This is a genomic window from Azospirillum tabaci (assembly GCF_014596085.1).
Lineage (GTDB): Bacteria > Pseudomonadota > Alphaproteobacteria > Azospirillales > Azospirillaceae > Azospirillum > Azospirillum tabaci.
The window spans coordinates 1-14,360 of sequence record NZ_JACCJY010000030.1; the positions used below are offsets into that span (position 1 = coordinate 1).

9 protein-coding genes are annotated in these 14,360 nt (G+C 70.0%); 4 read left to right on the forward strand and 5 right to left on the reverse strand.

From position 1 onward, the window contains the following. Positions 1-12: 12 nt before the first annotated feature. From H0B54_RS23070 to H0B54_RS23080, 3 genes are all read left to right on the forward strand, one after another. Positions 13-7,368, forward strand: a complete 7,356-nt coding sequence (locus tag H0B54_RS23070) for an Ig-like domain-containing protein (RefSeq protein ID WP_343069011.1) — start codon at positions 13-15, stop codon at positions 7,366-7,368. 114 nt (positions 7,369-7,482) lie between these two features. Further along, on the forward strand, positions 7,483-8,277 hold the full coding sequence (locus H0B54_RS23075; protein WP_246472700.1) for a RibD family protein: 795 nt from the start codon (positions 7,483-7,485) through the stop codon (positions 8,275-8,277). A 525-nt stretch (positions 8,278-8,802) separates the two neighbouring features. Continuing rightward, positions 8,803-9,144, forward strand: coding sequence for a hypothetical protein (locus H0B54_RS23080; protein WP_246472702.1), 342 nt, complete (start codon positions 8,803-8,805; stop codon positions 9,142-9,144). Positions 9,145-9,171: 27 nt separating this feature from the next. Here H0B54_RS23080 and H0B54_RS23085 read toward each other — a convergent pair whose 3' ends face one another. Genes H0B54_RS23085 through H0B54_RS23100 form a run of 4 tightly spaced genes read right to left on the reverse strand, consistent with a single transcriptional unit; the run spans position 9,172 to position 13,083 of the window. Beyond that, the gene (locus tag H0B54_RS23085; protein WP_094305665.1) at positions 9,172-10,002 is read right to left on the reverse strand and encodes a quinoprotein dehydrogenase-associated SoxYZ-like carrier; all 831 of its coding nucleotides are present in this window, start codon (positions 10,000-10,002) and stop codon (positions 9,172-9,174) included. A 4-nt stretch (positions 10,003-10,006) separates the two neighbouring features. Then, the gene (locus tag H0B54_RS23090) at positions 10,007-10,963 is read right to left on the reverse strand and encodes a quinoprotein relay system zinc metallohydrolase 2 (protein ID WP_094305666.1); all 957 of its coding nucleotides are present in this window, start codon (positions 10,961-10,963) and stop codon (positions 10,007-10,009) included. A 20-nt stretch (positions 10,964-10,983) separates the two neighbouring features. Next, positions 10,984-12,081, reverse strand: coding sequence for a hydantoinase/oxoprolinase family protein (locus H0B54_RS23095; RefSeq protein ID WP_188262258.1), 1,098 nt, complete (start codon positions 12,079-12,081; stop codon positions 10,984-10,986). Positions 12,082-12,084: 3 nt separating this feature from the next. Continuing rightward, positions 12,085-13,083 (reverse strand): ATP-grasp domain-containing protein, encoded by a 999-nt coding sequence (locus H0B54_RS23100; RefSeq protein WP_188262259.1) that lies wholly within the window; start codon positions 13,081-13,083, stop codon positions 12,085-12,087. On the opposite strand from H0B54_RS23100, the gene H0B54_RS23105 reads away from it, so the two are divergent. Next, on the forward strand, positions 13,082-13,825 hold the full coding sequence (locus tag H0B54_RS23105; protein ID WP_246472704.1) for a HisA/HisF-related TIM barrel protein: 744 nt from the start codon (positions 13,082-13,084) through the stop codon (positions 13,823-13,825). The genes H0B54_RS23100 and H0B54_RS23105 overlap by 2 nt on opposite strands. Before the next feature lie 5 nt (positions 13,826-13,830). Here H0B54_RS23105 and fae read toward each other — a convergent pair whose 3' ends face one another. Beyond that, entirely contained in the window at positions 13,831-14,358 is a 528-nt protein-coding gene (gene fae, locus H0B54_RS23110) for a formaldehyde-activating enzyme (protein ID WP_281390107.1), read from the reverse strand. Positions 14,359-14,360: the final 2 nt, after the last annotated feature.

Consider the following 14,360-nt stretch of genomic DNA (forward strand, 5'->3'; position numbering starts at 1 on the left):
GCCGAGGCTGGGGTGGTTGTGCTGTACGAGGGCAGCACCGCCCTGGGCACGGTGACCGCTGCGGCGGCGGGTGCCTGGAGCATCGCGGCGGCCTCGCTGAGCGACGGTGCGCACACGCTGACGGCCACGGTGACCGATGCGGCGGGCAACACCTCGGCCGCCTCCACCGCCCTGACCGTCACCATCGACACCGGGGCACCGTCCGTTGCCATTGCGCTGAGCAAGACGACGATCGGCTTGGGAGAGACGGCAACCATCACCTTTACCTTCAGCGAGGCGCCGCTCGGCTTTTCCCTCTCGGCGGTCACCACACAGAACGGGACGCTGTCAAATCTGTCTGTCCTGCCCGGCAGTGACGGTCGGGTCTATACCGCCACCCTGACCCCAAGCGCGGAGACGGTTGCTTCCGACAGCCGGATCACCGTGGCAGCAGGGTGGAGCGACGCCGCTGGGAACGGTCCGACAGGCACCGCGACCTCGGTCGGTTATGCAATCGACACCCGGAGTCCGCCCAGCAACACGGCCCCCGTCATCGATGGCGCGGTGGCTGGCCAAGCGGTCGACGACACCGCCAGCCGCCGGCCCTTCACCACCTTGACCGTCTCCGACAATGAGACCACCCAAGCCCAGACAGTCGTGGTGACGGTCCGCGATTCTGGCGGCACGGTCGGCGACGCCACCGGCGTCTTCACCGCCGCGAGCCTCACCGCCAGTGGATTTATCAAATCTGCCGCCGGTACCTACACCCTGACCGCCAGTTCCACGGCGGCAGCCCAGGCCGCCTTGCGCCTGCTCGACTTCCAGCCGGTTGCCAACCGGGCCGCTCCGGGCACCCATGAGACCACGGCCTTCACCGTGACGGTCACCGACGCGGACGGCGCCTCGGTGACGAACACCGCGACCAGTGTCAACGTCCTGTCGGTCAACGACGCTCCGGTGCCGGCCCAGGCGCTCGGCACCCGCAACGTGGATCAGGGACAAACCTTTTCCTACACGGTACCGGCGGGAGCCTTCAGCGACGCCGACACCGGCGACAGCCTGACCTTCAGCGCAACCAGCGGCGACGGCTCGGCGCTGCCCGCCTGGCTCAGCTTCGATGCGGCCACCGGGCGCCTGTCCGGCACGCCGGGCAACGCCGATGTCGGCACCCGGACGGTGCGCGTCACCGCGACCGATGCCTCCGGCGCGACGGTTTCGGATCTGCTGACCATCCAGGTCGCCAACGTCAACGACGCTCCGGTCGCGGCGAACGATACAGGCGGCACCGACCGGCTCACGCCGGTCACGGTGGTTGCGGCCAATGGCGTGCTGTCCAACGACGCGGACCCCGACGTCGGCGACCGGCTGGCCGTCAGCGCGGTGAACGGCGACGCCGCCAACGTCGGCCGGGCGATCACGCTGGCCGGTGGCGGCCGGCTGACCCTGAACGCCGATGGCGGCTACAGCTTCGACCCGGCAGGCGGCTATGGCACGCTGCTGTTCGGCCAGACCCGGCAGGAGACGGTCAGCTACACCGTTACCGACCAAGCCGGTGCGACCTCCACCGCGACGCTGACCATCACGGTGCGGGGCGTCAACACCGCACCGGCGGTGCAGGAGGCCAAGCACGTCGCCATCGACCAGAACTCCAGCCGCGTCGGCCTGTCGATCGACAAGCCGGTCGATCCGGAAGGCGATCCGTTGACCATCACGGTCACCGGTCTGCCCACGGTCGGGACGCTCCAGCGTTACGACGGCACGGCGCTCGCCGTCGGCGACACGCTGACACCGGACCAACTCGCCGCGGTGATCTACACACCACCCTTTGGCGCCACCGGGGCCGTGGGGGCCTTCAGCTACGCCGTGTCCGACGGGACCAATCTGGTCGGCCGGGCGGTGACGATCAGCCTGACGCCGGTCCAATGGTTGAGCCTCACCCCGTCCAGCCTGTCAAGTGCGGAGGGCAACAGCGGTTCCTCCAGCCTGACCTACACGATCACCCGGCGCGGCGACACCTCGGGTGCCACCACGGTCAAATGGCAGGTCGAAACGACCGGCTTGAGCGGCAGCCTTGCCGACGCGGCTGACTTCGGCGGCACGCTGCCTAGCGGCACCGTCACCTTCGCCGCCGGCGAGACCAGCAAGACCATCACCGTTCCGATCAGCGGCGATCGGCAGGTCGAGGGCAACGAACAGTTCCGGGTCCTGCTCTTCTCCCCCTCGACCACGGTGACCGACGCCAAGATCACGGTGGAGACCGCGACGGCGACCGGCACCATCCTCAACGACGACCGTGCCGCCACCGTCACCGGGGTGACCGGTCCGGCCGCCGGACGTTATCTGGCGGCGCGCGGCGACAAACTGGATTTCACCGTGTCCTTCAGCGACGCGGTCAGCGTCTCCGGCAGCGGTTCGCCGCGGCTGGCGCTGACCGTCGGGACCCAGACCCGCTACGCCACCTTCCTGCGCGTGGACTCCGGCAAGCTGGTGTTCCGCTACGCCGTCGCCGCGGACGATCTGGACGGCGACGGCATCGTGGTCGCCGGGACCATCGACCTGAACGGCGCGCAGATCCGCGACAGCGCCGGCAACGCCGTGACCAACCTCGGTTTCGCAAGCGCCGCGCCGGTCACCAGCCACGTGCTGGTCAATGTCCGCGGCGGCCACGCCATCGATGGCTACATCGCCGGCGCCACGGTGTTCGCCGACGCCAACGCCAACGGCCAACTCGACGCCGGAGAGGCGTTCGGGACCACCAACGCGGTGGGGAACTGGTCGATCCCCGGCGGGGCCGGCCCCATCGTTATGATCGGCGGTACCGACATCTCGACTAACCTGCCCTTCACCGGCGTCTACGAGGCGCCGGGCTCGGCGTCCGTCATCACGCCGCTGACCACCATCATCATGGGCATGGCGGGGCTCGCCGGAACGGACAGCGAGATCGCGGCGGCGGCGACCGAGCTGAAGAGCAAGCTCGGCCTCGATGCCGGACTCGACCTGCTCACCTACGACCCCATCGTCGCGGTGACGTCGACCGGGGCGGACGCCGCGGCCATCGCGACCGCGCTGAAGACCCAGGCCGCGGCGGCCAGCGTCGCCAACGTGATCGTCCAGGGCAGCGCCGTGCTCGCCGCGGTGGTGATCGGCACGCCGCGGGCCAGCGGCGTGATCGGTCGGGCGTTGGTGGGCGCCATCGCCGACGCGGTCAAGGCCATCCCGGCCGGCGGCACGATCGACCTCGCCGATCCGGTGGTCCTGGCCGCCATCCTGGCTGCCGCGGGGGCGCGGATCGGGGCCGTGGACAGCGCCAAGCTGGCCGCGGTGACGGGCGGTGCCGCCAACGTGATCGCCGCGTCGAACGGCGCGGTGATCACCGCGGGCACGACCAACAGCGGCGGCCTCGACGGGCTGACCCAGATGGCCCAGGCCCAGGTGGTGGCGCAGGGCACGGCGGCGGACGAGCTGCGCAGCGGCACCGCCGCGGGCGACGTGTCGGGCGCGGTCGCCGCCTTCACCGGCACGAACCTCCAGCAGCAGATCAGCGCGGCCCAGGTGGCCGTGGTCGTCCCGTCGCGCCTCGCCATCGCGGCGACCGACGCCGACAAGCGCGAGGGCGACAGCGGTTCCACTGTCTTCACCTTCACCGTCACCCGCGCCGGCAACACGGGCGGCGCTCTGACGGCGGCTTGGACGGTGGCGGCCGGCGACGGGGCTGGAGGCGCCACGCTCAACGCCGCCGATTTCGGCGGGACCCTGCCGTCGGGCACCGTCTCCTTCGCCGATGGCGAATCGACGAAGACCATCACCATCCTGGTGTCGGGCGATGCGGACATCGAACCGGACGAGACCTTCACCGTCACCCTGTCCAACCCGTCGGTCGCGGCGACGGCGATCGAGACGGCGTCGGCGTCGGGGACCATCCGCAACGAGGACCCGATCGACCCGAAGCTCGCCCTGCCCACCGCAAGGACGGTGGTGGCGGGGACGGCCACGGCCATCGCCGGCTTGTCGGTGATGGACGGCGACAGCGCCACCGTGACGGTGACCCTCACTCCCGGCAACGGCCGCCTCGGCCTTGCCGGCCCCGCATCGGTCAGCACGGCCGGCGACGGCGCCGTGACGGTCAGCGGCAGCGTGGCCGACGTCAACACGACGCTGGCCACGCTGGTCTTCACCGGGTCGGGAGGGCAGACGTCGGGCAGCATCGCGGTGACGGTGGTTGACGGCGATCCTTCGACGCCGGACGCCTCGGGCACGCTCGCCATCGCCATCCAGTCGCCGCCGGCCAACGTGCTGCCGAGCAGCCCGACCCTGGTCGCCGGCCGCTCGACGGAGGTGCTGGGGCTGGAGATCACGGACGTCGACGGCGGCACGATGACCGTGGTGCTGACGCCGACCAACGGCGCCCTCACCCTGCCGCTCTATGGCTCGGCCACGACGAGCGACCTCGGCAACGGCACGGTCCGGCTCACCGGGTCGCTGGAGGACGTGAACCGCACGCTGCAGCAGCTCGAGTTCACCGCGTCGCGCAACGTCACCAGCGCGTCGATCCGGTTCGAATCTTCCGACGACCAGCCGCTGACCCCCGACGCCGACAACCTGCTGGTCATCGGCGTGCTGTCCTCGCCGGAGCACAGCGTGCCGACCGCCCTGTCGGTGATTTCCGGCGTGGCGACGGCGGTGACCGGCCTGTCGGTCAGCGACTACGACAGCCCGATTCTGCAGGTCACGCTGACCCCCGCCAACGGCGCGCTGGCCCTGACGGCGCAGGGCGGGGTGACGCTAACCCAGCCGTCCGCGGGCGTCTGGCGCCTGCTCGGCACCCAGGCCGACATCACGGCCACGCTGGCCACCGTGACCTTCACCGGCACGACGGGCCAGACTTCCGGAACGATCCGGGTGACGACCAGCGACCTTGGCACGCTGACCACCGACGCCGAGACGACCATCGCCGTGACCATCGCCGACCCGGCGACCCTGGTCGCCCCGACGCTCACGCTGCCCCAGCCGATCACCCTCGACCAGGGCCTCGCCACGGCGCTGACGGGCATCCAGGTCGCCGATCCGGACAGCCCGTCGATCACGGTGACCCTGACCCCGTCCCAGGCGACCCTGGGGGCCACGGCGGCGGGGCAGGCGTCCGTCGCGACGGCGGGCGACGGAACGCTGACGATCAGCGGCTCGGTCGCCGACGTGAACGCGACGCTGGCCGCCCTGCGGATCACCGGCGGCACCGCCGCCACGGCGACGGTCGCGGTGACGGTCAGCGACGGCCTCACCACGCCGGCCAGCGGCACGCTGACCCTGCCGATGGTGGACGTCACCCCGCCCGGCAGCCCGACGATCACCGCGGTGAGCGCCGACTCCGCCGGCACGCTGCCGGTGACGGCCACCAACACCAACCGCAACCGGCTCTTCGTCCGCGGCACGGCGGAGGCCAACAGCCGGGTCGTCCTGTCCGATGGCGGGGCGGAGGTGGCGACGGTCACCGCCGACGCGCAAGGCGCTTGGGTCGCCGATCTCAGCGCGACGCCCCTGGCGGACGGCACCCACGCCTTCACCGCCCGGGCCACCGACGCGGCGGGCAACACCGGTCCGGCCTCAGGCGCCCTGTCGGCGATCGTCGACACCGTTGCTCCGACGGCGCCCACGCTGGCCTTCGCCGATGCATCCATCGACCGCGACAAGCAGAGCAGCGTCGGATTTGCTCTGTCCGGCGGCGAGAGCGGGGCGGTCTACCGCTGGACCCTCTCCTCCTCGGGCGGCGGCGGCCCGCTGACTGGAACGGGGACGCTCTCCGGGTCCGGCGGCACAGTCGGTGGCATCGACGTGTCCGGTCTGGCCGACGGCACCCTGTCCCTGGCGGTCACGCTGACAGACGCGGCGGGCAACGTCTCGGCGGCTGGGACGGCGACCGCGGCGAAGGCGGCGGGAACGCTGGTGGACGGCGCGCATGTCCAGACACTCGCGTCGCAGTCCAACGGAAAGGCTGTCAGCACCGTGGTGGTCCAGGCACCCGCCGACGGCCGCCTGGAGGACCTCGCCAGCCCGAACGCCCGGCTGGCCGACGTGCCGCTGGTCCGGGAGACGGTGACCGACCCCTCGGCCGGACAGCCGTCGACGGCGACCACGCTGCAGGTCGGCCTGCCGACCGGAGTGGGCGTGACGGCGAGCGGTCCGGCGGCCCGCGAGGGGGCGTTCCTGGCGCAGGCCGACCTGATCCGCGAGATCGAGGCGCGCACGACGGCGGGATCGGCATCGCGGTCCGACCTGTCCAGCGGCGGCGCCCGTTTCCTGAACACGCTGTCGCAGCAGGCGTCCCTGCTTCTGCGCACGCTCGCCTTCACCGCGTCCGGCACGCCGGGGACGGCGGTCCGGGTCACCGGCGCCACCCTAGGCCCCATCCTGCCGACGGCTCTGATCATCGACACGACCGGGGCTGCGGGACCGCTGGCCATCCAGCTTGACACGGTGTCGTTCGCTGCGGTCATCGGATCGGCGACGCTGACTGGGGGCGAGGGCAACCAGGTGGTGTATGGCGACGCCAGCCGCCAGTCGATCATCCTCGGCCCCGGCGACGACCTCCTGTCGGGCGGTGGCGGCAACGACACTGTGGCCAGCACGCTCGGCAACGACACGCTGTATGGCGACGACGGCGACGACCTGATGCACGGAGGCGACAGCGACGACCTTATGGATGGCGGCGTCGACAACGACACGATGGGTGGTGGGGCCGGCAACGACACGATGGGCGGCGGTGCCGGCGACGACATCCTGATCGGTGAAGGCGGCGACGACGCTCTGTTCGGCGGCACGGGCAACGACACCCTCTTCGGCGTTGACGGCAACGACACTCTGTTCGGCGAGGACGGCAACGACATCCTGTCGCTGGGAACCGGCAACGACTTGGCCGATGGCGGGGCGGGCAACGACACGCTGTTCGGCGAGGATGGCAACGACACTCTGTTCGGTGGGACCGGCGACGACATCCTGTCGCTGGGAACCGGCAACGACCTGACCGATGGCGGAGCGGGCAACGACACGCTGTTCGGCGAGGACGGCAACGACACGCTGTTCGGCGGGGCCGGCGATGACCTGTTGGTCGGCGGGGCGGGGGACGACCTCCTGTTCCTCGGCCAGGGGGCCGACACGGTGTGGGGTGGTGCCGGGGCGGACACCTTCGCCCTTGGTGGAGCGTCCGGCGGGTCGGTGGTGATGGATTTCTCAGCCGGCACCGACCGGCTGGCGCTGTTCGACCCCTCGCTCGATCTCAGAAGCGTGATCGCCTCGGCGAGGGTCGTGAACGGCAACACCGTGCTCGATCTGCGGCCAGGGGTGAGCGTCACCGTCGTTGGGCAGACCGGTGATGTCGCCCGCTGGTTCGCCTGACGGAGAGGGCGGCCGCGCTCCCCTCCTTCCGCGCTGTTGGCCGCGGAAAAGGCGATGCTATTGTCGGGTATGGCTGCGCGTGTGCTGAGGCTTTTTCCGGGACCGTCCGAAGAGATGGCATTGACCGGTCTCTATGTGGCCGACGCGCTCCATACCCTGGGCAGCGCCGCGGCGCCGTTCGTCTATGCGAGCTTCGTCGGCAGCCTCGACGGGCGCATCGCCTTGCCGGATGCCGTCACCGGAGCCAGCCACCTGCCGGTCGAGATCACCAGCGAGAACGATTTCCGCCTGTTCCTCGAGTTGCAGGCCCAGGCCGATTGTCTCGTCACCCACAGCGGCTATCTGCGCGATCTCGCGGCGGGCCGGCTGGATGATGTGTTGCAGATCGGAACGCGCGCCATGGACCGCGACCTCGCGCGGTGGCGGCTGGAGAACGGCCTGTCCGCCCAGCCCGCCGTCGTGGTCGCCAGTGCCAGCCTGGATTTTCCAATGCCTGAGTCGGTGATCCGGGAAAAGCAGCGCGTTCTGGTTGCGACCGGCCGGCAGGCTCCGCGTGATCGGGTCGACGCGTTGCGCGCGCGTGGGTATCCGGTGCTCATCGCTGGAGACGGCGCGTCGGTGGAGGGGGCGCCTCTGGTCCGGGAACTCGGCAAGCTCGGCTTCCGCAGTGTGTATCTGCTGACCGGCCCCCGCATGCTGTCCACCATGCTGCGGGATGGAGCGCTGTCGCGGCTTTACCTCACCATCGTGCACCGCGTGGTGGGTGGCGAGGGCTTTCACACCATGGCGACGGGTCCACGCTTGGAGGGCGCCGGCCGTATGCGTCTGTCGTCACTGCACTATGACGCCGCGGGGCCGGACGGCGCGGGCCAATGGTTCGCCCGGTTCGAGCCGTTGCGCCCGGCGTGAATCCGGTGCCCAAGCTCAGGCCGGCCCTTGCTTGGCAACCTTGTCGAAACAGGCGAGCGGGCAGCGGAGACGAGGCTCGCCGCTGCCCGCTCAAAAGTCGGTGGTGGGCATGATGAGTCACACGGCATTGCCGTTACCACGCCATCAAAGCTGGGCGCAGGCGTAGGCGTTGATTTCGGTGCCGACGGCGATCACACGGATTTTCGGTTTGCGCCAAGTCTTCATGATGCGCTCCCTCAGTTTCTGGATGGATGAAAAGGACCATCTGTGGTTTTGGCCCTCTTGAGGAAGCCTACCGACCCAATCCTGGAGCGGCCACCCTACGAAGGGATAGTGGCGTGGAAAATACGTATGAATGTTTTGTGGTGAAAGAAAGCCGAATTTATTCGGATCTGTCTTTGATCGGTTGGTCGACCCCGCAGCAATCTCCGGCGTAAATCGCCAAATGCGTGCTTGAGGCGGATTGCTTGGTCGTCACACCATGGGGACGCGCTTCTTGGGACTGACCAGCATGGACCCGAACCGATGACAAGGAATGGTGCTCTTGTTGCGTTGATCGCGGTTCTGATCGGATGCGGCACGGCGCAGGCCGAGGACGGCTATCCCACCTACGCCCGCGTCGATTACGTTCTCGGCTGCATGGTGTCCAACGGACAGGGACCGGACGTCGTGCGCAAATGTTCTTGCAGCATCGACGAGATCGCCGCGCATTTCCCCTACGACAGCTATGTGGCGGTGGAGACCGCGCGGGGCATGCAGGAGGCACCGGGCGAGCGTGCCGCGCTCATGCGCGACGTGGGGTGGATCAAGGACCTCCTGAACGAGTTCCGGCAGGCCCAGGTCGCCGCCGACCTGAAATGCTTCTGACCGGTCCGACGGCGCGGCGCGCTCCGTTCATGAACCGGAATTGGCGCGGATCGGCCAGCTCTCCTGGAAAACCCGTCCGTTCGAATCCTCGGCGGTGACCTCCAGCGTTCCCTGCTCGTCCGGCACCAGGGAGAAATGAATGCTGGGGTCTTCGCTCAACGAGATGTCCGATTGCACGTCGAGCACCGGCGCCCCGTTGTAGCGGATGGCGACGGTTTTCACATAATGGGCCGGAATGAAGTAATAGTTGAGCTGGTCGTATTGCATGCCGGTGTAGTTGGGGTGGCTGATCAGCAGCTGCGCGGTCAGCGGCTTTCCGGCGACGATGCTGTCGGGCAGATTCAGCTTCATCTTGCCCATGCGGGCAACGGCGAGCTGGGCGTTCTTCAGCGCCGGGGCGGAGCATCCTCCGGACGCCTTGACGAACTGCGTGGTGCGGAGCAGCCGCCCGTCGACGGTTTCCGCCACGGCGGTGACGTTGGTGTAGGCGTTGACCCGGACGCGGGTGTCGACCGCCTGCGGGCTGTCGCCGTGGGCGAACCGGAAGGTCGCGGCCATCGGCACAGGATTCTCATCGACGATGAGATGGACCGCGGTCACCTGGACGCCGCCTTCCGGCGCCGTCACGATCCGGATGGGAACGACCGCCGCGTCATTGGCGCGCTTCGGAGCCTCCAGGCTGAGGAGCGGCCCGGCATCCTCGACCGTGCGACCGGAGAAATACATGTCGCGCAGCATGTCCCAGCGCTCTTCCTGCGGCGAGGCCGCCAGAGCGCTGGCGCTGCACAGGCTCAGCAGCGCCGCTCCCGCCAGCGTGGAGCCCGACAGCGTGGAAATGGTCCGGTGCGGTGTGGTCATGGTGTCATTCCCATTCCAGTTCGGCGAAGGCCGCCGTCACATTGCGCGGGTTGTAGGACTCGAACAGGCGCCAGCGCGGCGCCTCGTCGGCGGCGGCCGTTTCGACCGCCTGCTGAATGGTGCCGTGGGCGGCCTGCACCTTGCGGACGCCTTCGACCACACGACCCAGGTAGCGGCGCAGGTCCGCAGCGGAGTCCGGCCAGGGGGCCGAGGGCGGGCCGTGTCCGGGAACGACGCGCGCCGCCGGTTCCTTGGCCAGAGCGTCGAGGGTGCGCAGCCAGCCGAGGACGGAGCCGTCGATGGCTGGCGCCCGCTCCATGAACAGCAGGTCCCCGGCCCACAGCGTCTTGGTCTGCCGGTCGAGCACCGTCAGGTCGTTGTCCGTGTGGGCCACCGGCCACGCGACGAGGTCGAGCACGCGCCCTCCCAGATCCAGTTCCAGGCGGTCGGAGACCACGAGGGTCGGCGGGATGATCCGGACCTCCGCGGCGGCGGCGTGACCGACGGCGGCGTCGAACGCTTGCCGGTAGTGGTCCCCGCGCGCCGCCAGGGCCGCCTGGAAGTTGCCGTGCGCCACGAAATCAGGCTGGTCGGGTAGGAAGGCCGCGTTCCCCAACAGATGGTCCGGGTGCATATGGGTGTTGACGACGTAGCGGATGGGCCGGTCGGTGTGGACCCGGATGGCTTCGCGCAGGCGGTGGCCGATGGTCGGAGACCCGCCGCTGTCGATCACGGCGACCGCGTCGTCCCCGATGATGAACCCGCAATTGGCGATGTCACCGGCGTTGGTCGCGTCGGTTTCCTCGTGGCGGCCCGCGTGCACGAACACACCGGGAGCGACCTCGAACACGGGCAGGGGATCGGCCGGCGCCGGGGCCGCCCAGGACAGCCAGACGAACAGCCAGACGCCGGCCAGCGCCGCACGCGCGGACGGCCGGAGGAACGTGGCCGCAGCAGCCATCGTCCGGTCCTGCGTTGTGTTCAATTGCGCAAGTATGTGACCGCGTCGACGGGCGCGGCAATCGGGCAAAGGTGTTTGTGCGACGCACCGTCGAAGGCCAGCCAGCCGACGCTGACGGCGGGAGCGAACCATCCCGCGCGCTCCCGCAAGGCCGGCGCGACCGGCAGATGCGCTTCGAAGTCCCGATAGGCCGATCCCCGGCGTTCGGCCAGACGTCGCACCAGGAACCGGCCAACCCCGGCGCCGACGAGCGGAGGAGCGTCCGCCATCAGACCCCGCGACAGCACCTGATCGAGCGCGTCCTCGATCTGACGGAACTGGCGTTCGGCGAGATGGCCGGCGAGGCGACGGGCCTTCGGGAGGCCATCCGGCTCCAGGTCGTCGCCCACCATCCGCAGCAGGCGCCGCGCGCTGGCCGCGACGCCATGCTCGCGCCCGTCCGCCGTCGGGTGCTGGTCGGCGCCCTCCGGCAGCGTGCCGGTAAGGCGATGGACGTCGGCCATCGTCGCGAACAGCTCCGCCATCAGCGTGCGCCAGCGCCCGTCGTAGGGGATGGCGCGGGCCACCGCCATGACCGGGGTGCGCACGACCCCCGTGTAGACCAACTCGCCGCTGTCCAGCCGCTCGGCGTCGGAATAGCCGGCATGGCGTGGACCGCCGCCGACGAGCGGGACGATGTCGGTCGTGGTGCTTCCGACATCCAGCAGGACACCGTCTCCGCCCGCCGCGGCCAGCAGCGCCGTGGCGTACCAGTTGGCGGAGGCCACCGCCTCCGCGCAATCCGGCACAGCATCGACCGGGACCAGCCCGCGGGGGCCGGCGAAAACGGTGAATGTTGCGGCGGGCAGGGCGGACCGCATCGTAGCGGTGATACGGCGCACGCCGTCCGCGCGGTCGTCGAACAGGTCCGCCAACTCTCCGGTCATCGTCGCGGCAACGTGGCATGGCTGGCCCCAGCGGGCGATCACCGCCGCGACGGCCTGCTCCAGCCGGTCGAGACCCTGCCAGAGCGGGCAAGGCCATTGGTCGAGGTCGCGGAGCGTTCCCGTCTCGTCGAACAAGGCCGCCTTCAGATGCGCCCCGCCGATGTCCAGCCCGATCAACGCGCCGCCATCCATGCCTCACTCCTCCAGCGTCAGAAGGACCGGTTCGATGCGCGTCACCGGCTGCGGCGGGACCGGCGGTTCACGCGCCAGATCCAACACCGCGGCGGCGACGTTCAGCCCCGTCGCCCGCCGCACACCAACGGAGGAGGTGGTGAGGCGCGGGTTGACCTCGATGATCGTCGGCCCATCGGGACCGACGATGACATCGACCCCCACGCACCCGAACAGGCCGGGCAGCGCCGCCGCAACGCCCTGCGCGAGATCGGAAAGGACGGGGGACAGCGCCATCCCACCGACGACGCCCCCGCCGTAGGAGAAGCGGCCGTTGGACAGCGAGACATTTTGGCGGTTGGCGGTCAGCAGCCAAGCCCGCCCATCGCGGCAGAGCATCGACAGGCTGGCCGGTGTGCCGGACTGGAAGGGTTGCACCACGAAGCCGCTCCGGTCGGCCTCGGCCAGCCAGCCCCGCCAGTCGGTATGGTCGCGGATCAGCCGAGTGTCGATGCACCCGGCCCCGTCGTCGGGCTTGACGACCCAGGGACCGTTCCCCGGCGGGCCGTCCGCAGCGACGGTGCCGACCCGCCAGACCGGGACGACGGGCAGGCCGGCCGCCGACAGCATAGCCGCCGTCGCCGCCTTGCTGGACGCGACAGCCACGGCCTCGGCGCCGCTGTTGAACAGGCGGCACCCGCTGTCCTCGACCATCCGGCTGAAGCGCTCCAGCACGCCGTCCGTTTCCGGGGCGACGGGCCAGACGCCGTCCGCCTGCCGGGCGAGGTCCTCCCAAAGGGACCAGGACTCGCGCGGGTTGCTGATGGTTATGCTGCGCACGGGTGGGGCGAGCGACGGAAGGCGGGCGTCCCGCGTGACCGTCACCTCCGCTCCCGGCACCTCAAGGAGGTCGGCCAGCAAGGCGTGGAGCATCAGGTCGCCTTCGCGGGCGAGGCTGGCGGGGATGGCGGTTTCCGAGGGCATGCCGCCGCCGGTCACGAACTCAACAACCAGGATGCGCATGCCGTCCGTCACCATGCAGCCGAGGGAGGGCGAGATGTTCCACGTCGTTCCGGTGATCGACCTGAGGGATGGCGGCGTGGTTCATGCCCGCCGCGGCGACCGGCGCCGCTACCCGCCGCTGCGCTCCCCGCTGTGCGCCGGCAACGACCCGGTGGCGGTGGTCGGCGGCCTGCTCCGCCTGCATCCGTTCCGGGTCGTCTATGCCGCCGACCTCGACGCCATCCAGGGCAACGGCGACAACCGGCCGGCGCTGGCCCGGCTGAAAACGGCCTATCCCGACGTCGGATTCTGGGTCGATGCCGGGCTCCGCACCGCCGACGCGGTGCGTGGCTTCGTCGCGTCGGGGCTTGGCGACGCCGTGCTCGGCAGCGAAAGCCTGGACGGTCTCGCGCCGCTGGTTGCGTTGAAGGCCGATCCGGCCTGGGCGCGGGTGATCCTCTCGCTCGATTTCCGCGACCGTTTCGTCGGGCCGCCCGGCCTGCTGGACCGCCCCGACCTGTGGCCGCAGCGGATCATCGCCATGACTCTCGCCCGCGTCGGGTCGGGCGAGGGGCCGGACTGGAGCCGCCTCGCCGAGATCGGCCAGGCCAAGCCGCAGGCAAGCCTGTTCGCCGCCGGCGGGGTGCGCGACGGCAACGATCTCCGGGAACTCGCGGCGCGCGGCAGCGCCGGTGCCCTGGTGGCGACGGCGCTGCACGACGGCCGCATCGGCGGCGCGGAGCTGGATGCCCTGTCCCGATAAGCCCGTCACGCGGCGAAGGGATGCTTCACCTTGTCCTTCCGGCTCAGCAGGTCCTGCGCGCTCGGGAAGCTGGCGACCGCGCGTTCGATGGCTTCCTTGGTGGCACGGTAATTGTAGTCCTGGATCTTGGCGTTGTCCTTGGCTTCCCAGTGGATGAAGACGCCGACACAGATGAAGATGTTGTCGATCTCCTCCTGCGGGATGGTGCCTTCCGACACGCAGTCGGCCACGGCTTTGGCGACGGCGTGCTGGGCGGGACCGAACATTTGCACCGCCTGTTCGGCGCCTTTGATGGTGACCTTGTTGAACAGGATGGTTGCCGGTTTGCACATCAGGTTGGGCGCGACGACGGCGAGAAGGGCGGTGAAGCCGTCCTTGTTGTTGGTCAGCGCGTTGCAGAAGGCCGTTTCCACGGCGCTGCCGCGCGGTCCCATGATCAGGTCGATGTGGGCGACTTCGTTCCCATCACCGACCAGCGATTCACCGACGAGCACGCGGTTGATCTTCGTGGATTGTCCTCCCCACATCGGCATGT

Excerpts from the sequence above, each read along its gene's own strand:
- H0B54_RS23080 (WP_246472702.1), top strand. The coding sequence starts at position 8,803 with ATGACAAGGAATGGTGCTCTTGTTGCGTTGATCGCGGTTCTGATCGGA.
- H0B54_RS23100 (WP_188262259.1), bottom strand. The coding sequence starts at position 13,083 with ATGCGCATCCTGGTTGTTGAGTTCGTGACCGGCGGCGGCATGCCCTCG.
- H0B54_RS23090 (WP_094305666.1), bottom strand. The coding sequence starts at position 10,963 with ATGGCTGCTGCGGCCACGTTCCTCCGGCCGTCCGCGCGTGCGGCGCTG.
- H0B54_RS23095 (WP_188262258.1), bottom strand. The coding sequence starts at position 12,081 with ATGGATGGCGGCGCGTTGATCGGGCTGGACATCGGCGGGGCGCATCTG.
- H0B54_RS23075 (WP_246472700.1), top strand. The coding sequence starts at position 7,483 with ATGGCATTGACCGGTCTCTATGTGGCCGACGCGCTCCATACCCTGGGC.
- H0B54_RS23085 (WP_094305665.1), bottom strand. The coding sequence starts at position 10,002 with ATGACCACACCGCACCGGACCATTTCCACGCTGTCGGGCTCCACGCTG.
- fae (WP_281390107.1), bottom strand. The coding sequence starts at position 14,358 with ATGCCGATGTGGGGAGGACAATCCACGAAGATCAACCGCGTGCTCGTC.
- H0B54_RS23105 (WP_246472704.1), top strand. The coding sequence starts at position 13,082 with ATGCCGTCCGTCACCATGCAGCCGAGGGAGGGCGAGATGTTCCACGTC.